13 protein-coding genes are annotated in these 18174 nt (G+C 63.7%); 3 read left to right on the top strand and 10 right to left on the bottom strand.

What is annotated here, in order from left to right; all coding sequences use genetic code 11:
- Positions 1–111: 111 nt before the first annotated feature.
- Positions 112–1503, bottom strand: coding sequence for an L-serine ammonia-lyase (locus HV765_RS10690; RefSeq protein WP_175169698.1), 1392 nt, complete (start codon positions 1501–1503; stop codon positions 112–114).
- A gap of 175 nt (positions 1504–1678) precedes the next feature.
- Here HV765_RS10690 and HV765_RS10685 point away from each other — a divergent pair, with 175 nt between their 5' ends.
- Entirely contained in the window at positions 1679–3340 is a 1662-nt protein-coding gene (locus HV765_RS10685; protein ID WP_054423597.1) for a Na/Pi cotransporter family protein, read from the top strand.
- A gap of 215 nt (positions 3341–3555) precedes the next feature.
- Here the strand turns inward: HV765_RS10685 and HV765_RS10680 are convergent, their stop codons facing one another.
- From HV765_RS10680 to polA, 3 genes are all read right to left on the bottom strand, one after another.
- Entirely contained in the window at positions 3556–4344 is a 789-nt protein-coding gene (locus HV765_RS10680) for a dienelactone hydrolase family protein (RefSeq protein WP_054423599.1), read from the bottom strand.
- A gap of 55 nt (positions 4345–4399) precedes the next feature.
- Positions 4400–5239: a ZIP family metal transporter gene (locus HV765_RS10675; RefSeq protein WP_175169697.1), complete on the bottom strand. Its 840-nt coding sequence runs from the start codon at positions 5237–5239 to the stop codon at positions 4400–4402.
- Between the two features lie 208 nt (positions 5240–5447).
- Positions 5448–8165 (bottom strand): DNA polymerase I, encoded by a 2718-nt coding sequence (gene polA / locus HV765_RS10670; RefSeq protein WP_054423605.1) that lies wholly within the window; start codon positions 8163–8165, stop codon positions 5448–5450.
- On the opposite strand from polA, the gene HV765_RS10665 reads away from it, so the two are divergent.
- Positions 8164–8844 carry an LOG family protein gene (locus HV765_RS10665; RefSeq protein ID WP_447577317.1) on the top strand — a complete coding sequence of 227 codons (681 nt, stop codon included), beginning with the start codon at positions 8164–8166 and terminating at the stop codon, positions 8842–8844. The two genes, polA and HV765_RS10665, sit on opposite strands and share 2 nt — an antisense overlap.
- A gap of 92 nt (positions 8845–8936) precedes the next feature.
- Here the strand turns inward: HV765_RS10665 and HV765_RS10660 are convergent, their stop codons facing one another.
- Positions 8937–10361 (bottom strand): M20 family metallopeptidase, encoded by a 1425-nt coding sequence (locus HV765_RS10660; RefSeq protein ID WP_054423608.1) that lies wholly within the window; start codon positions 10359–10361, stop codon positions 8937–8939.
- A gap of 125 nt (positions 10362–10486) precedes the next feature.
- Complete coding sequence (locus HV765_RS10655) at positions 10487–11350, bottom strand: LysR family transcriptional regulator (RefSeq protein ID WP_054423609.1); 864 nt, start codon at positions 11348–11350, stop codon at positions 10487–10489.
- Positions 11351–11457: 107 nt separating this feature from the next.
- On the opposite strand from HV765_RS10655, the gene HV765_RS10650 reads away from it, so the two are divergent.
- The gene (locus HV765_RS10650; RefSeq protein ID WP_054423611.1) at positions 11458–11856 is read left to right on the top strand and encodes a tautomerase family protein; all 399 of its coding nucleotides are present in this window, start codon (positions 11458–11460) and stop codon (positions 11854–11856) included.
- Between the two features lie 101 nt (positions 11857–11957).
- Here the strand turns inward: HV765_RS10650 and typA are convergent, their stop codons facing one another.
- Genes typA through infB form a run of 4 tightly spaced genes read right to left on the bottom strand, consistent with a single transcriptional unit; the run spans position 11958 to position 18093 of the window.
- On the bottom strand, positions 11958–13781 hold the full coding sequence (gene typA / locus HV765_RS10645) for a translational GTPase TypA (RefSeq protein WP_054423613.1): 1824 nt from the start codon (positions 13779–13781) through the stop codon (positions 11958–11960).
- Complete coding sequence (gene truB / locus HV765_RS10640) at positions 13778–14530, bottom strand: tRNA pseudouridine(55) synthase TruB (protein ID WP_054423615.1); 753 nt, start codon at positions 14528–14530, stop codon at positions 13778–13780. Before truB ends, typA begins: the two co-directional genes overlap by 4 nt.
- A gap of 39 nt (positions 14531–14569) precedes the next feature.
- Positions 14570–14971 carry a 30S ribosome-binding factor RbfA gene (gene rbfA / locus HV765_RS10635; protein WP_006218273.1) on the bottom strand — a complete coding sequence of 134 codons (402 nt, stop codon included), beginning with the start codon at positions 14969–14971 and terminating at the stop codon, positions 14570–14572.
- Positions 14972–14994: 23 nt separating this feature from the next.
- Positions 14995–18093, bottom strand: coding sequence for a translation initiation factor IF-2 (gene infB, locus HV765_RS10630; RefSeq protein WP_054423617.1), 3099 nt, complete (start codon positions 18091–18093; stop codon positions 14995–14997).
- Positions 18094–18174 lie beyond the last annotated feature (81 nt).

Genomic DNA, 18174 nt, shown 5'->3' with positions numbered 1-18174 from the left:
GTTGCCGGATCGATGTGCCGGGCGCCGGATCAAGGCCCGGTCACGCCGATGATAAAGGCCCGGGTCACGGCCAGAATGAAGGCCTACGCCACGCGCCCGGTCACGCCTGGATCAGCACTCGACGATGTTCACCGCCAAGCCGCCACGCGCGGTTTCCTTGTACTTCGTCTTCATGTCGGCGCCCGTTTCGCGCATCGTCTTGATGACCGAATCCAGCGACACATAGTGCTGCCCGTCGCCGCGCAGCGCCATCCGCGCCGCGTTCACGGCCTTGATGGAGGCCATGGCGTTGCGCTCGATACAGGGAATTTGCACCAGCCCGCCCACGGGGTCGCACGTCAGGCCCAGGTTGTGCTCCATGCCGATCTCGGCGGCGTTCTCAACCTGCTCGACCGTGCCGCCCAAGGCGGCCGCCAAGCCGCCCGCAGCCATCGAACACGCCACGCCCACTTCGCCCTGACAGCCCACTTCGGCTCCCGACAGCGACGCGTTGTACTTGTACAGTAGCCCCACCGCCGCAGCGGTCAGCAAGAAATTGCGCACGCCGTCGCTGTTGGCGCCCGGCACGAAGCGGTCGTAATAATGCAGCACGGCCGGGATGATGCCGGCTGCGCCGTTGGTCGGCGCGGTCACCACACGCCCACCGGCCGCGTTTTCTTCGTTGACGGCCATGGCGTACAGGTTGACCCAGTCCATCACCGACAAGGGGTCGGACAAGGTGCGCTCGGCGCGCTGCGTCAGGTTGCGGTAGAGCTCGGGGGCGCGGCGGCGCACGCGCAGCGGGCCGGGCAATTCGCCATCGGCTTCCGGGTAATTGATGCCACAGCCACGCGCCACGCAGTCCTGCATGACCTGCCAGATACGGTCCAGCCCGCTGTGCGTTTCCGACGCTTCGCGCCAGGTCAGCTCGTTTTGCATCATCAGCTGCGCCACGGTCATGCCGCTTTCGCGGCACATGGTCAGCAGCTCACGGCCCGAGCGGAACGGATACGGCAACTGGTTATGCGCGGCAATGACCTGGCTGTTCGACGCGCCGGCCGTCACGACAAAGCCGCCGCCTACCGACAGATAGCGCGATTCACGCAGCGACTCGCCATTGGCGCCCATGGCGTGAAACTTCATGCCATTGGGGTGTTCGGCCATCGCTTCGCGGCGGTAGAACACCATGTGTTCCTTCTCGATGAAGGGGACGGGGAAACGGCCAAGCAGGGGCAGTTGGCGGCTGGCGCGCACCGAGGCCAGCATGCCGGCGATCGCCGCCGGGTCAACCGTGTCGGGGGCTTCGCCCATCAGGCCCAGCAGCACGCCCTTGTCGGTGCCGTGGCCCTTGCCAGTGGCGCCCAGCGAGCCGTACATTTCGGCGCGCACATAGGCGACTTGGGGGATCAGGCCGTCGCGTTCAAGCCCCTGCGCAAATAGCAATGCGGCCCGCATCGGGCCCACCGTATGGGAGCTAGACGGGCCTATGCCTATCTTGAACAGATCGAATACGGAAACGGCCACGCGAAACTCCAGTACATCTAAGAATAGTCAGGCAATGATACGCGCAGCCACAGCCGCGCGCAGTAAAGGCCCGACGCGCGTAAGCTGTATTGCGCCGCCGGGTTTCGCCGCCCGGTCAGGCGTGCGATCATTACAGAATTATTTCATGTCATAAAAAGAACGGAACTACCCCTGGATGTCTGGACTTATTACCCTGCTTGACTTCGCCGGCTACGTCGCGCTCCTCCTTTGGGGGGTGCACATGGTCCAAACGGGCGTCCAGCGCGCTTTCGGCGCGGCCTTGGGCGCGGCGCTGGGCAAAGCGCTGGGTACGCGCTTGCGTGCCTTTGCCGCCGGGCTGGGCATCACCGCCGCCCTGCAAAGCAGCACCGCCACCGGCCTGATGATTACCGGCTTCGCCGCAGGCGGCGTGGTCGGCCTGGTGCCCGCCCTGGCCGCGATGCTGGGGGCCAACGTGGGCACCACGCTGATCGTTCAGCTGCTGTCGTTTGACCTGACTTCGCTTGCCCCCATCCTGATCCTGGCGGGCGTGTGGATGTTCCGGCGCTATCCGCCGGGCCGCACCCGCGACCTGGGCCGGGTGTTCATCGGGCTGGGGCTGTTGCTGCTGTCGCTGCATCAACTCGTTGAGCTTTTCGAGCCGTTCCAGACCGCCCCCATGCTGGGCATGATTCTTGACGCACTGTCCACCCAGCCGGTGGCTGCCGTGCTGCTGTCGGCCGCCTTCACCTGGGCCGCGCATTCCAGCGTGGCCGTTGTGGTGCTGGTGATGTCGTTGGCCAGCCATCACATGGTGGCGCCGCACGTGGCCTTTGCGCTGGTGCTGGGCGCCAACCTGGGCACCGCCATCAACCCGATGATCGAAGGCGTGACGGGCGACGACCCGGCCGCCCGCCGCCTGCCGCTGGGCAACCTGCTGACCCGCGTGCTGGGCGTGCTGGCCGGCCTGATTCTGCTGCCCGTGCTGCAACCGCTGATGAGCGACATGGCCAGCGACCCGGCACGCGCCGTGGCCAACTTTCACACGCTGTTCAACGCGGTGATCGCCCTGGTGTTCCTGCCGCTGCTCACGCCCTACGCCGCCCTGCTCACCCGCTGGCTGCCCAAACGCGCCGACCCGAACGACCCTTCCCGTCCCCAATATCTGGACGAGTGGGCGCACGACGTGCCGGCCGTGGCGCTGGGCAACGCCGCGCGCGAAGCCCTGCGCATGGCCGACATGGTGCAAACGCTGCTGCTGTACGCGCGCGCCGGTTTCAAGCGCGACAACCGCCACCGCATGGTCCAGGCGCGCCAGCTGGACGCCGCGCTGGATAAGCTGGAAAACGCCATCACGACGTACCTGGCCACGCTGGATCAGGAAAACATGACGCGCGACGACGTGCAGCGCATGGACGACATCCTGGCCTTCACCAGCAACATCGGCCATGCGGGCGACATCGCCCACCACGGCCTCTTGAGCCACGTCGCCAAGCTGCGCAAACAGGGCTGGACCTTCTCGCCCGAACAGCGCGCCAGCCTGGACGATACGCTGGGCCAGCTGATCGCCAACGAGCGCCAAGCCGCGGCCCTGTTCGTCAACGACGATCTGCGCCAGGCCCGGGCCCTTGCCGGCGAGAAGGCGCGTTTCCGCAACATCGAAATCCAGGCATCCGAGACGCACCTGCAAAAGATCAAGGCCGGTCAGGTCGACGCCGCCGAAGTCGGCGCGCTGTATCTGGATATCCTGCGCGACATGAAGGGCATCAACTCGCATCTGGTGGGCGCGGCGGCTTACCCGCTGCTAGCCCGGCACGGCGAGCTGCTGCCGAGCCGGCTGCGCGAAGCCGGGAACTGAACAAAAAGAAACCGGCCCTTGGGCCGGTTTCTTTATGGGCGCTTACTTATGGGCGCTTACTTATGGGCGCTTACTTATGGGCGCTTACTAATGGGCGCTTACTAATGGGCGCTTACTAATGGGCGCTTACTAATGGGCGCTTATTTATGGGCGCTTACGCTTATTGGCGCCCACGCTTATTGGCGCCTTCGTTCAAGGATGCCTGCGCCTCGTCCCTACAGATAGCGCTGGAACCAAGCGAGCATCCGGCTCCAGCCATCTTTCGCCGCCTCCGGCTTGTAGCTGGCGCGGTAGTCCGCCAGGAACGCGTGGTCGGCATCCGGGTAGACGACGAATTCCGACTGCTTGGCGGCGGCATTTCCCGCAGCCAGCTTTGTCTTCATGGTCTCGATGTCGGCCAGCGGAATGCTGGCATCCTTAGCCCCGTACAAGCCCAGCACGGGGCCGTGCAATTCGTTCACCACGTCGAAGGCCACACGCTTGATCAGCGGGCCATGGCCCACGCTCAGCTTGCCGTACCAGGCCACGCCCGCCTTCACATCGGGATTGTGCGCGGCATACATCCAGGTCAGGCGGCCGCCCCAGCAAAAACCCGTCACGGCCACACGCTTGGCGTCGCCGCCGTTCTGCGCGGCCCAGGCCACGCTGGCGTCCAGGTCTGCAAACACCTGCTCGTCCGGCACTTTGCTGACCAGTTCGGCGATGAGTTTGGGGATGTCGGTGTAGACCGAGGCGTCGCCCTGGCGCTCGTACAGGTTGGCGGCAACGGCCAGGTAGCCGGCCTTGGCCACGCGGCGGCACAGATCCTTGATGTGCTCGTGCACGCCGAAGATCTCTTGCACGACCAGCACGATGGGCAGGTCGCGGCGGCCTTCAGGGGCCGCGTAATAGGCGGCGATGGAACCATCGGCCACGGGCAGTTTGAAATCCCCGTGGACCAGTCCATCCGTGTCGGTATGGATGACGGTAGGCGCGACGTTACCGGCGGCGGCGGAAAAACTCATGGGCACACTCCTAGGGTGGAATCGAAGACGGCCGGGCATCCCGTCCGCGCGCGTCCTAGTGCGTGTGAGCGTGCTCCGCATGGGGCGCGCCGTGGCCGGCTTCGGCCCCGTGCTCGTGTCCATGGTGCATCAGGGTCGTCACGCTGTAGATCAGCACCACGCCCACGCCTACCAGCAGCAATTGCGGGACGGCATCCGAAAGGGATACCCGTTCGTGCATCTGCGGCATCAGATCGGCCACCGAGATATAGAGGAAGCTGCTGGCGGCAACCACCAAGACATACGGCACCCAGCCCTGCGCCTGCTGCAGCACGAAGTACCCTATTATGCCGCCCACGGCTGAACACAAGCTGGTGAAGAGAATCAGCGAAAACGCCCGGCGGCGCGCCAGGCCCGCGTTCAGCAGCACGACGAAATCGCTCAGCTTGTGCGGCACTTCATGCACGATGATCGACGCCGCCGTCAGCACGCCCAGCAGCGGGTCGGTCAGGAAGGCCGCCGCCACCAGCACGCCGTCGCACAGGTTGTGCAACGAGCTGCCGATCAGAATCAACATGCCGCCACGGCCCGCTTCGTGATGGTCGTGGCCCTTGTGATGGTGATGGCCGTCGCCTTCGTGGTGATGGCTGTGGCGCAGCAGCGCAATCTTCTCCAGCACGAAGAAGCCGATCAGCGAGGCCAGCATCAGCCCGAACAACGCATGGGCATCGCCCACCGCGCCTTCAAAGGCCTCGGGCAGCAGGTGCAACAGCGCCACCGACAACAGCACGCCCACCGACAGGCTGACCATGTGATGCAGATATTGGGCAAACACTCTGTAGGCCAGCCAGCTGGCGACAAAGACGGCGATGAGCCCGCCGGTTACGGTGGCAAGCAAGACCCAGAGCAGCAACATTTGGGGGACGCAATAAAGGCGGGAGGGAAGCGCAACATTATATTGTTGCAATCCCAAAATCGGAAATGGGCCGTCCGAAGACGGCCCACCGATGTTCAAGCCAGCAAAACGGCGCGGGCCGCGGCCGCCCCAAATGGGCGCCCTTTGTTGCCGCCCTTCGTTGCCGCCCTTCCTTGCCGCCCTTCCTTGTCGCCCTTCCTAGCCGCCCCTAGTGCGCCTGCTCCCAGTTCTTGCCCATGCCCACTTCGGCCACCAGCGGCACGCGCAGCTCAGCCACTGCACACATCAAACGGGGCAACGCTTCCTTGACCACGTCGATCTCGGCGTCCGGTGCTTCCAGCACCAGTTCATCGTGCACCTGCATGATCATGCGCGTTTGCAGCTTTTCCGCTTCCAGCCAATCTTGCACGGCCACCATGGCCATCTTGATCAGGTCAGCCGCGGTGCCTTGCATGGGCGCGTTGATGGCGGCCCGTTCTGCGCCCTGCCGGCGCGGGCCCGACGCCCCGCGGATTTCCGGCAATTGCAGCCGGCGGCCGAATACGGTTTCCACATAGCCCTGTTCGCGCGCCAAGCGGCGGGTATTTTCCATGTACATCGCCACGCCGGGATAGCGGGCGAAGTAGCGGTCGATATACGCCTGCGCCGCGTCGCGCGTGATGCCCAGGTTGGACGCCAGGCCGAACACGCCCATGCCGTAGATCAAGCCAAAGTTGATGGCCTTGGCCGCGCGGCGCTGCTCGGTGGACACATCCGGCAAGGCCACGCCGAACACTTCCGAGGCCGTGGCGCGGTGGATGTCCTCGCCAGCGGCGAAGGCGCGTTGCAGGTTTTCGTCGTCGGACACATGCGCCATGATGCGCAATTCAATTTGCGAATAGTCCGCCGACAGCAACACGCCCTGTTCAGCGATAAACGCTTCGCGCACGCGGCGGCCAGCCTCGGTGCGCACCGGAATGTTCTGCAAGTTGGGATCAGACGACGCCAGACGGCCCGTGATCACCGCCGCCTGCGAATAGCGCGTATGCACGCGCCCGGTATTCGGGTTGATCATGCGCGGCAGCTTATCCGTGTACGTGGACTTCAGCTTGGACAAGCCCCGATATTCCAGCAGCACCTGCGGCAGCGGATAGTCTTGCGCCAGCTTGGTCAGCACGTCTTCGTCGGTAGACGGCGCGCCGCTTGCGGTCTTGCGCACCACGGGCAGCTGCATGCGCTCAAACAGGATCTCGCCCAACTGCTTGGGCGAATTCAGGTTGAACGGCTGGCCGGCCAGTTCATAGGCCTTTTGTTCCAGCCGCAGCATTTCCTGGCCCAGCTTGTGGCTTTGGCGGCCGAGTTCAGCGGCATCCACCTTCACGCCATTGCGTTCGATGGTGGTCAGCACCGCCGACACCTGGATCTCAAGCTGGTAGATGCGGTTCAAGCCTTCGTCGGCCGCCACCATCGGGCGCAGCACCTGATGCAGCTGCAAGGTGAAGTCCGCGTCTTCGGCCGCGTAATGGCCGGCCTTGTCCACCGCCACTTCGTCAAAGCCGATCTGCTTGGCGCCCTTGCCGCACAGGTCTTCATACGACACGCCGCTGCGGCCCAGATAGCGCTGGGCCAGATCATTCAGCCCCACGCCGCGATGCGATTCCAGCACGTAGGCTTGCAGCATCGTGTCGTCGGTGATGCCCGCAAGCTTGATGCCTTCGTTGGCGAACACATGGGCGTCGTACTTGGCGTGATGCAGCAGCTTGGCGCGCGAGGCGTCTTCCAGCCACGGCTTCAAACGCGCCAGCACTTCGGCCTTGGGCAGTTGGGTGGCGCCGTCCGGGCCGCGATGGGCCACGGGGATGTAGCAGGCCACGCCCGGCTCCACCGCCAGCGACAAGCCAACCAGCCGCGCCTGCATCTGATCAAGCGAAGTCGTTTCGGTATCCAGCGCCACCAGCGATGCGCCTTGCAGCTTCTCAAACCAGGCGTCGAATTCAGCCCAGTCGGAAATGATGCGGTAGTCGATTTCAGTGGGCGCCGCCGGCGCCTCGGCTGCAACACGCGCATCCCCAGTGGGCACGCGCTCGGCGTCGCCCGTCAGGTCGCGCAGCCAGGTGCGGAAACCATAGCGCTCGTACAGCTCGGTCAGCGTGGCGTCGTCGCGCGCGCGCGGCGTCAGGTCGTCCACGCTTTCGATATGGCCGGTCAAGTCACAGTCGTACTTGACCGTGAGCAGTTGGCGCGTCAGCGGAAAGTTCGGAATGGCTTCACGCAAGTTGTTGCCCGCCACGCCCTTGATGCCATCGGCGCCTTCGATCAGCTTGTCGATGGAACCGAATTCAGTCAGCCATTTGACGGCCGTCTTCGGGCCGACCTTGGTGACGCCCGGTACGTTGTCCACGGTGTCGCCCACCAGCATCAGGTAGTCAACGATGCGGTCTGCGGGCACGCCGAATTTATTGACGACGCCAGGTTCGTCCAGCACTTCGCCCGTCATGGTGTTGACCAGCGTGACATGGCTGTTGACCAGCTGCGCCAGGTCTTTATCACCCGTAGAGACGATGGTGTGCACGTCGTGTTCGGTGGCACGCTTGGCCAGGGTGCCGATCACGTCATCGGCTTCCACCCCTTCAATGGCCAGCACCGGCCAGCCCAGCGCGCGCACGGCGCGGTGGATGGGTTCGATCTGCGCGGCCAGGTCCTCCGGCATGGGAGGACGGTGCGACTTGTATTCGGGATAGAGGTCGTCCCGGAAGGTCTTGCCGCGAGCATCGAAAATACATGCGGCATACTCTGCCTTGTGGTCAGATACAAGCTTGCGCAACATGTTCACCACGCCGTAGAGCGCACCCGTAGGTTCGCCTTGCGCATTGCGCAAATCAGGCATAGCGTGGAAAGCGCGGTACAAGTAACTTGAACCGTCGACCAGTAATAAGGTTTTTTTCATGGTTACAAAGGCAGATATGGAAACACCCGCCGGCAAACAAATTCCGCTGATTATGTCAGAGATACGGACGGCGGCAGACAAGCTCGCAAACATCGGGCCCGCAGTCAGCGTCTTCGGCAGCGCACGAGTCAGCCGCAATTCCCCCCACTATGAAACCACCGTTGCGATTTCGGCCGCCCTGGCCGGCGCCGGTTTTGCGGTGATCGCTGGGGGCGGCCCCGGCATCATGGAGGCCGCAAACAAGGGCGCATTCGAAGCAGGCGGCACCAGCATCGGGCTGAACATCAGCCTGCCGCACGAAGCGCACAACAACGAATACCAAACCATCAGCCTGTCGTTCGAATACTTCTTCTCGCGCAAGGCAACGTTCTTCATGCACAGCTTCGCCTACGTGGCGATGCCGGGCGGATTTGGCACGCTGGACGAGCTCTTCGAAGCGTTGACGCTGATCCAGACGGGCAAGGTTCCGCCGGCACCCATCGTGCTGGTGGGCAGCGAATACTGGTCTGGCCTGGTCGAATGGCTGGGCGACCAGGTGTTGAGCAACGGCATGATCGGCGCGCATGACCTGGATCTTTTCATCATCGAAGACGATCCCGTCAAGGTCGTGCGCCGTGTCGTGGAATTCCACGACAAAGTCACATCCGAAGCGCAGTACGCGCCGTCGCTGCCGGCCTGATTCCTGATCAGGAAAACAGACACGCCCCGCCGCCTGGCGACGGGGCGTGTCGTGTCACACCCCGGATTTCGTGCCGGCTTCCCAAGCCAAGATCACTTGCGCATGAACGACGGCACGACATCGGCCGGGATCGGGCACACATACGGCTGACCGCGGCGCGCCTCAAGCAATTCTTCCTTGGCGCGCGCCAGCGCTTCCGGCTGCGTATACAAATCTGCTGCGGTCGCCGCGATGATTTTCGCGGCATGCACCATGCCTTTGTGCGCCATCGACATCTTCCCCTGCGCCACCATCTGCCACGAATGGAACGGCGTGCCATAGGCGTAGCAAGCGCCCCAGCACTGCGCCGTGGGCGTCACCCAGCTGACGTCGCCCACGTCGGTAGAACCGTAACTGATCTCCGTCTTGGCCGGATCAAACGGCGCCACGCCCGCGAACAAGGGCGTGGGGTTACGCAGCACGGCGCCCAGGTTTTTCCCCGCGTTATCAATGTCGTCTTCGCTGATCGCATCCCACATGCGGCGCGCCGCCTGCTCTTCGCCCGGCGTGTAGGCCGGCCCTTGCAGCGCCTGCATGTTGGCGTACATCACGTCGTTCAGCACGCGGTTCGGCATGTAGTTTGAGCAGGCCTTGTCGAACACGATTTCCAGCTCGCAGCCGGTCATCAACGCCGCGCCGCGCGCCACGTTCTTCACCCGTTCATACAGGTCGGCCGCCTGCGAATTGATCGGTGCGCGCACCAGATAAAGCACTTCGGCACGCGCCTGCACCACGTTGGGCGAAATGCCGCCGCTGTTGGTCACGGCGTAATGCACGCGCGCGTCCGGCACCATGTGCTCGCGCAGATAGTTCACACCCACGTTCATCAACTCCACCGCGTCCAGCGCGCTGCGGCCCAGATGCGGAGAATTCGCCGCGTGCGCCGCGATGCCCCGAAAGCGGAAGTAGGCCTGGATGTTGGCCAGTGACGACTGATAAAAAATGCCCGTGTGCGATGCCGGATGCCACGTCAGCGCCGCATCCACATCATCAAACAACCCCGCGCGCGCCATGAAGGTCTTGCCCGACCCGCCCTCTTCCGCCGGACAGCCGTAAAACCGGATCGTGCCCGGCAACTGCTTGGCCTCCAGGAATTCCTTGACGGCGACGGCGGCGAAATGCGCGGCCGTACCCAGCAGATGATGGCCGCAACCGTGGCCGTTGCCATTGGGCGTCTCGGGAGACGGCGCACAGGCAAAGGCGCCGCTTTCCTGGCTTAAGCCGGACAGCGCGTCGTACTCGCCCAGAATGGCGATGACGGGGCCGCCCTGGCCGGCTTCCGCGACGAACGCAGTGGGAATGCCGGCGGCGTCGCGCGTGACGCGAAAGCCCGCTTCCTCAAGCATCGCGATGTGCAGCTCGGCCGACTTATGCTCGTCATAGCGCAGCTCGGCCAGGCTCCAGATGCGGTCGCTCAAGTCGGCATAACGGTCGCTGCGCGCGTCGATGAACGGCGCGAGTGTATCGATGGCACCCATTGCTTCTCCAGTGAAAGGGATGATCCTGTCTCGGTGAAAAAAGCCTGTGATTCGTCCAGCTTGATTCCGGCAGTTTCAATCATTTCCAGGCGGGAAGCCAGAGCGAATGCGGGGCGCTCGCCGGATCAGGCCATCGCCTTGATGATGGCTTCGCGCGCAAGCCCGATAAATTCGCTCTCGCCGGGGCGCGCGGGCAACAGGCGGAATTCCACCATCGGCAAGGCCGGCAAACCCGGCGCGTGCAAGCGCGCAATGCCTGGCGCCAGCGCCGATTCATTCAGGCAGGCCACGCCCAACCCCGCCGAAATCGCCAACTGCAAACCGGCTACGCCAGAGGCCACATGCGACACGGTATAGGGCACGCCTCGCCGGGATAGCAAGCGCTCTACGTACTGACGCAGCGCACACGTTTCGGGCAACACCAGCAGCGGCAAGGGGTCATGTTGCGGCACGCTTGCGCCTTCCGCCGCCATCCACAGCAACGGTTCGCGGCGCAGCAGCGCGCCTTGCGCACGGGCTCGGGGCGCGCCACGTTCCTGGATCGACATGGAGATGCCGACATCAATCTCGCCGCGTTCATAGGCGGCCTCGATCGCGCCGCTTTTCATGATGGTGACGTGCAGCCGCACTTGCGGATATTGCTCGTTCAGGCGGCGCAGCATGCGCGCCACGTCACCGGGGCGGAAGTAGTCAGTGATGAACAGCCGCAGCTCGCCTTGCAGCGCCACGCCGCGCAGATCGCGGTAGGCCTCGTCGCTCAAAGCCAGAATGGCGCGCGCGTGCGCCAACAGGCGTTCACCTGCGGGCGTGGCCGTCACGCCCGTCTTGCCGCGCACGAGCAGCGGCTGGCCAGCACGGTCTTCCAGTTTGCGCATCTGCTCGCTGACGGACGACTGCGACAGAAACACCTTGGGCGCGGCCGCCGTCAGGCTGCCTGCATCCAGCACGGCAACCAGTGTGCGCAACTGGTCCAGATCGAATCCCGACATGATTTATCCAACGGATTTATCGATGGATTGAATCGTAATTTCCCGCTTTTCCGATGTCAATCGGCTGCCTACACTGGCCCTGTCCCTTCCCCTTTCAGGAGCCAAAAATGCCCCACATCGTCGTTCATCTCTCGGGCCAGTCCGACCCCGCCATCAACCGCCGCGTGGTGCAATCCGTTGCCGGCCTGACCCAGTCCGTACTGGGGAAAAAGCTGCCCGTCATCGCGATCACGTTGCAGCATATTCCGCATGACCTGTGGTTCATCGGCGGCCAGCCGCTGTCAGAACTGGGCAAGAATGCCTTCCACCTGGACATCAGCGTCACCGACGAGACCAACACCAAGGGCGAAAAGGCGCGCTTCATCAAGGAGATCTACGCGGCGTTCCAAGAGATTCTGGGCGAGCTCCACGAATGCTCTTACGTGCATGTGATCGATGCGCGCGCCGCGGCATACGGCTACGGCGGCGCCACGCAGGAATACCGGCACCAGCAAAACGGCGTGTAATTCACCGGCCAGCGTTGAAGCTGAAAAAAAAGCCGCACACCCTAAGGTGTGCGGCTTTTCTTTTGCTGCCGAACCGCAAGGAGCCTTAGCCCCAGCGTTGCTTAGACAGCGGCGTCGCGCGCGGCGCGCTTGCGTTCGTTTTCCAGCAGGTGACGCTTACGCAGACGGATCGACTTCGGCGTGATTTCCACGAGTTCGTCGTCGTCGATGAATTCAACAGCGTATTCCAGCGACATCTGGATCGGCGGAACCAGGCGCACGGCTTCGTCGGTGCCCGAGGCGCGAACGTTGGTCAGCTGCTTGCCCTTGATCGGGTTCACGACCAGGTCGTTGTCGCGGCTGTGGATGCCGATGATCATGCCTTCGTACAGCGCATCGCCCGGGTTCACGAACATGCGGCCGCGGTCTTGCAGCTTCCACAGTGCGTAGGCCACGGCGTCGCCGTTGTCCTGGCTGATCAGCACGCCATTACGGCGCTCGCCAATCGAACCTTCCTTGATCGGGGCGTATTCGTGGAAGATGTGGCTCATCAAGCCCGTGCCGCGCGTCAGCGTCAGGAACTCGTTCTGGAAACCGATCAGGCCACGGGCCGGGATCAGGTATTCCAGGCGGGTACGGCCACGGCCGTCCGGCTGCATGTCTTGCAGGTCGCCCTTGCGGCGGCCCAGCTCTTCCATGACGCCGCCCTGGTGAGCGTCTTCAACGTCAACCGTCAGCGATTCAAACGGCTCGCACTTCACGCCGTCGACTTCCTTGAACACCACGCGCGGGCGCGACACGGCCAGCTCGTAGCCTTCGCGGCGCATCGTTTCCAGCAGAATCGTCAGGTGCAGTTCGCCACGGCCCGACACTTCAAACACCGTGTCGTCGCCCGTGTCGCGCACACGCAGCGCCACGTTGGACTTCAGTTCGCGGTCCAGGCGGTCGCGCACTTGGCGGCTGGTCACGAACTTACCTTCGCGGCCGGCCAGCGGCGACGTGTTCACCATGAAGTTCATGGTCAGCGTCGGCTCGTCGATGCGCAGCATCGGCAGCGCTTCTTGCGTGGCCACGTCGGTGACGGTGCAGCCAATGCCCAGTTCTTCGATACCGTTGATCAGCACGATGTCGCCGGCTTCGGCTTCATCCACCACCACGCGTTCCAGACCGTGGAACTTCAGCACCTGGTTGATACGGCCGCGGCCGCCCTGGCCTTCCGGACCGAACTTGTAAGCCACTTCCATGCCGGGGCGCATACGGCCACGGTTGATGCGGCCCACGCCGATCTTGCCGACGTAGCTGTTGTAGTCCAGCGAGATGATTTGCATCTGCAGCGGGCCATTGGGGTCGTCGTCACGCTGCGGCACGTGCTGCAGAATGGCTTCGAACAACGGGCGCATGTTGCCTTCGCGCACGTCCGGGGTCAGACCGGCGTAGCCCGACAGACCCGAGGCGTACACCACCGGGAAGTCCAGCTGTTCTTCGGTCGCGCCCAGCTTGTCGAACAGGTCGAACGTGGCGTTGATGACGAAGTCGGTACGGGCGCCCGGGCGGTCAACCTTGTTGACGACCACGATCGGCTTCAGGCCCAGGGCCAGCGCCTTGCGCGTCACGAAGATGGTCTGCGGCATCGGGCCTTCAACGGCGTCCACCAGCAGCAGCACGCCGTCAACCATGGACAGCACGCGTTCGACTTCACCGCCGAAGTCCGCGTGTCCCGGGGTGTCGACGATGTTGATGTGCGTGCCTTCGTATTCAACGGCACAGTTCTTGGCCAGAATCGTAATGCCGCGTTCTTTTTCCAGATCGTTCGAGTCCATGACCCGTTCGGTCAGCGCCTGGTTTTCGCGGAAGGTGCCGGATTGGCGCAGCAGCTGGTCGACCAGGGTTGTTTTACCGTGGTCCACGTGGGCGATGATGGCGACGTTGCGCAAGGCGCGAGTCATAGCGAGTCCTTTAAGGTCAGGGTGGAGGGCAGCAAGCCCTCCGGCAATTCGTTCAGTGCAAGCAATGCCTGCTTCGGGTCTGGCATGGCCTGCAAGGCTTCCAGCTCAACGGCGCGTTCCAGAGAAAATGGCCCGACATGCGTGCGCCGCAGCGCCGTCAGGTGGGCGAAACAGCCCAGCACGCGCCCGATGTCCTGGGCCAGTGTTCGGATGTATGTGCCTTTACTGCAAGCCACATCGATCTCTGCCTGCGTCCCCGAAAGGGACAACAGCTCGATGCGGTGTATCGTGATTTGTCGCGGAGCGCGTTCCAGCTCGATGCCGGCGCGCGCGTACTCGTACAACGGTTTGCCGTCGCGCTTGAGCGCGGAGTACATCGGCGGAATCTGTTCGATCGTGCCCGAGAAACGTGACAGCGCGTCGCGCAATGCCTGTTCCTCTACGGCAAAACCCGGCTCGGCGGTCGACACGACATTGCCGGTCAGGTCGCCAGAATCGGTTTCGCTGCCAAATTGCAGCGTAGCGCGATAAGCCTTGTCGGCGTTCAGCATCGCGCCGGAAATTTTAGTTGCGCGACCCATGCAGCACACCAGCAAGCCGGTGGCGAAGGGGTCCAGCGTGCCTGTGTGACCGGCTTTCGCCGCGTCCATGGCGCGTTTGGCGCGTTGCAAAGCGTGGTTACTCGACAAACCTACGGGTTTGTCGAGCAACAGCACACCGTCGAGCGCAAGCCCGCGTCGTTTAGCCATCGTCGAAATCCGGTTGAAAAAGCAGTGACGACAGCCCGATCAGGACTGGTCTTCAGGTTCGTCGGGCACGCCCGAGTGCGGGCCGGGCCGGTTTGCGCGGTCGATGAGGATCGACATTTCGATACCACGGGCAATTTGCTCGTCGTGGAAGAAACGCAAAGTGGGGACAGTGTGAATGTGCAACAGCTTGTAGAGCTGAGAATGCAGCCAACCGGCTTTTTCGTTCAGCAAGGCGGTCGCGGCTTCGGGCTCAGCGCCCAAAACCGTGAACCACACCTTGGCATGCGCGTAGTCGGTCGACAATTCCACACCGGAGAGCGTGATCAGGCCAGCGCGAGACATATCGATTTCGCGCTGGATGATCTCGGCCAGATCCTTCTGGATCTGGTCGGCCAGCCGCAGATTGCGGCCGGGGATGGCTTTGGACTTGTGACGGCTCATTAGCAATAATGCCTCGCGACGCTTTACAGCGTACGCGCGATTTCCTTGATTTCAAAGACTTCCAGCTGGTCACCCACCTGGATGTCATTGTTGCCGCGCAGCGTAAGACCGCAATCGAAGCCCGACTTGACTTCCTTGACGTCGTCCTTGAAGCGGCGCAGCGATTCGAGATGCCCGGTCCAGTGAACCACGTTGTTGCGCAGCAGGCGCACCTGGGAATCGCGGCGGACGATGCCGTCAAGCACCATACAACCGGCGATGTTGCCGAGACGCGAGATGCTGTAGACCTCACGGATTTCGACCAGGCCGATGATTTCTTCTTTCTTCTCGGGCGCCAGCATGCCCGACATGGCTGCCTTCACTTCATCCACGGCGTCATAGATGATGTTGTAGTAGCGCACATCGATGCCGTTGTTTTCGGCCAACTTCTTGGCGCTTGCTTCCGCACGCACGTTAAAGCCGATCACGACAGCGTTCGAGGCGATAGCCAGGTTGATGTCGGTTTCCGAGATGCCGCCAACAGCCGCGTGCACCACTTGCACACGGACTTCGTCGGTCGACAGCTTGACCAGCGACTGCACCAGCGCTTCCTGCGAACCTTGCACGTCGGTCTTGACGATAAGCGTGAGCGTTTGCGTGCCCTCGCCCAGGTTGTCGAACATCGATTCCAGCTTGGCGGCCTGTTGGCGGGCCAGCTTGACGTCGCGGAACTTGCCTTGGCGGAACAGTGCGATTTCGCGCGCCTTGCGCTCGTCGGACAGGGCCATCAGCTCGTCACCAGCGGCCGGAACTTCGGTCAGACCCTGGATTTCCACCGGGATCGACGGGCCGGCCGATTGGATCGGCTTGCCGTTTTCGTCCAGCATGGCGCGCACGCGGCCAAAGCTTGCGCCGGCCAGCACGACGTCGCCGCGCTTGAGCGTACCGCTTTGCACCAGAATCGTCGCGACCGGGCCGCGGCCCTTGTCCAGACGGGCTTCGATGACCAGACCCTTGGCGGGTGCGTCTTCCGGCGCCTTCAGTTCCAGCACTTCGGCTTGCAGCAGCACGTTTTCGAGCAGGTCGTCGATGCCTTCGCCGGTCTTGGCGGACACACCCACGAACGGCACGTCGCCGCCGTATTCTTCCGGCACAACCTGTTCGGCAACCAGTTCCTGCTTGACGCGCTCCGGGTTGGCCGACGGCTTGTCGATCTTGGTCACGGCCACGACCATGGGCACGCCCGCAGCCTTGGCATGGTGGATAGCTTCACGCGTTTGCGGCATCACGCCGTCGTCGGAAGCCACCACCAGAATGACGATGTCGGTTGCCTTGGCGCCGCGGGCACGCATGGCGGTGAACGCCTCGTGGCCCGGGGTGTCAAGGAAGGTCACCATGCCGCGTTCGGTCTGAACGTGGTAGGCGCCGATGTGCTGCGTAATGCCGCCGGCTTCGCCCGCGGCAACCTTGGCGCGGCGGATGTAATCCAGCAGCGAGGTCTTGCCGTGGTCGACGTGGCCCATGACGGTCACGACCGGGGCGCGCGGCAGTTGTTCGGCTTCGGAAACCGTTGCGGAGATGTCCAGGAACGCTTCCGGGTCATCCAGCTTGGCGGCGATTGCCACGTGGCCCAGTTCCTCGACCACGATCATGGCCGTTTCCTGGTCCAGCACCTGGTTGATGGTGACCATCTGGCCCAGCTTCATCAACTGCTTGATGACTTCTGCGGCCTTGACGGACATCTTGTGCGCCAGGTCGGCCACGCTGATGGTTTCCGGCACGTGAACTTCACGTGCGATGAATTCGGCGGGTGCCGGCTCGTTGCGGCGGTCATTCTGCTGGTTGCGGCCACCACGGCCGCCGCCCTTGCCACCACCCTTGCCGCCTGCACGCCAGCCATCACGGCTGGCCGGGGCTGCCGGCTTGTCGGCGGGCTTCTTGCGCGAAGCGTCATCAGACCAGGTCGAAGCGACTTCGGCGGTCTTGATGGTCTTCTTCGTGCCAGGAGCGGCGGGCTTGGCGTCCTTCTTGGCGCCAGGAGTGGCGCCCGGCTTGCCAGCCGGCTTGTGCAGCGTGCCCGAAATCGGAGCGGCGGCGGCGGCAGGCGCCTCCGGCTCGGGGGCGCGCAGCACCTTGCGCGGACGGTTCAGCATCTCGCGCAGAGCAGCGGCTTCGGCTTCTGCAGCGCGGCGGGCCTCATCACGGCCACCCGACGTAGCGGAGGCGGCGAGCGGCGGGCCAGCGCGGCGGTTGTCGGCGCGATTGCCCACCCTGGCGGCGGGAGCCGGTGCGGCGGCCGCAGCAGGTGCGGCAGGCGTCGGCGCAGGCGCGGCGGCCTCGGGCTTGGCAGCGGGTTTCACGGATTCGGACTTCGCAGCAGGCTGAGCCTGGGCGATCGGCGCATTGGCCTGGGGGGAAGGTGTTTCGGACTTATTAGCTAGCACAACAGGTTCCGGCTTGGCTTCTTCAGCCTTGGGCTCGGTGGATTCAGTCTTAACTTCGGGCTTGGCCTCTTCGGCCACGGGCTCGGCAGGAGCAGGCGCCGGCGTCGGTTCGGGTTCAGGCTGAGCCTGAACTTCGGGGGCTTGCGCCTCGACGGTGGCGGGCACTTCGGCCGCGACGGATTCAACAGGCGCGGGCGCTTCAACCGGCGCGGGCGCTTCTACAGCAACAGGCTCTGCCGCTTCAACGGGGGCCGCAGCCTCCGCCTGCACGGGAGTGGTCTCGCGAGGCTCGACCACGGCAGGCGCCTCGGATGCAGCCGGCGCGGACACCTGCTGCTCTTCTTCGACGGAGACTTCTTCATCAGCACGCGCGGACGCGGCCTGCTCCAGGGCGATTTCGGAGGGATCACGCTTGACGAACACGCGCTTCTTGCGCACTTCGACCTGAATCGTGCGCGAGCGGCCGGTGGCGTCAGCCTGCCGGATCTCGGACGTTTGGCGGCGCGTCAGGGTGATCTTCTTGCCTTCGGTCGCGCCGTGGGCGCGACGCAGCGATTCGAGCAATTTCGCCTTGTCGCTGTCGGTGACGGAATCGTCAACCGATTTGAGGTCAACACCAGCCGAGCGCAGCTGATCCAGCAGCACATTGGCAGGCATTTTCAGCTCGGTAGCGAACTGGGCGACGGTGTTACTCGACATTAGGCTCTCTCTTCCCTATATGCAGCTATTACAAACAACGTGAACTTGCGGTGGATAAAATCAGCACTACCCACCGCAGAC

This window comes from Achromobacter kerstersii (assembly GCF_902859595.1).
GTDB classification, from domain to species: Bacteria; Pseudomonadota; Gammaproteobacteria; order Burkholderiales; family Burkholderiaceae_B; genus Achromobacter; species Achromobacter kerstersii.
Note: the sequence above shows the minus strand (reverse complement) of the source record. Positions and strands in the feature narration are given on the sequence as shown.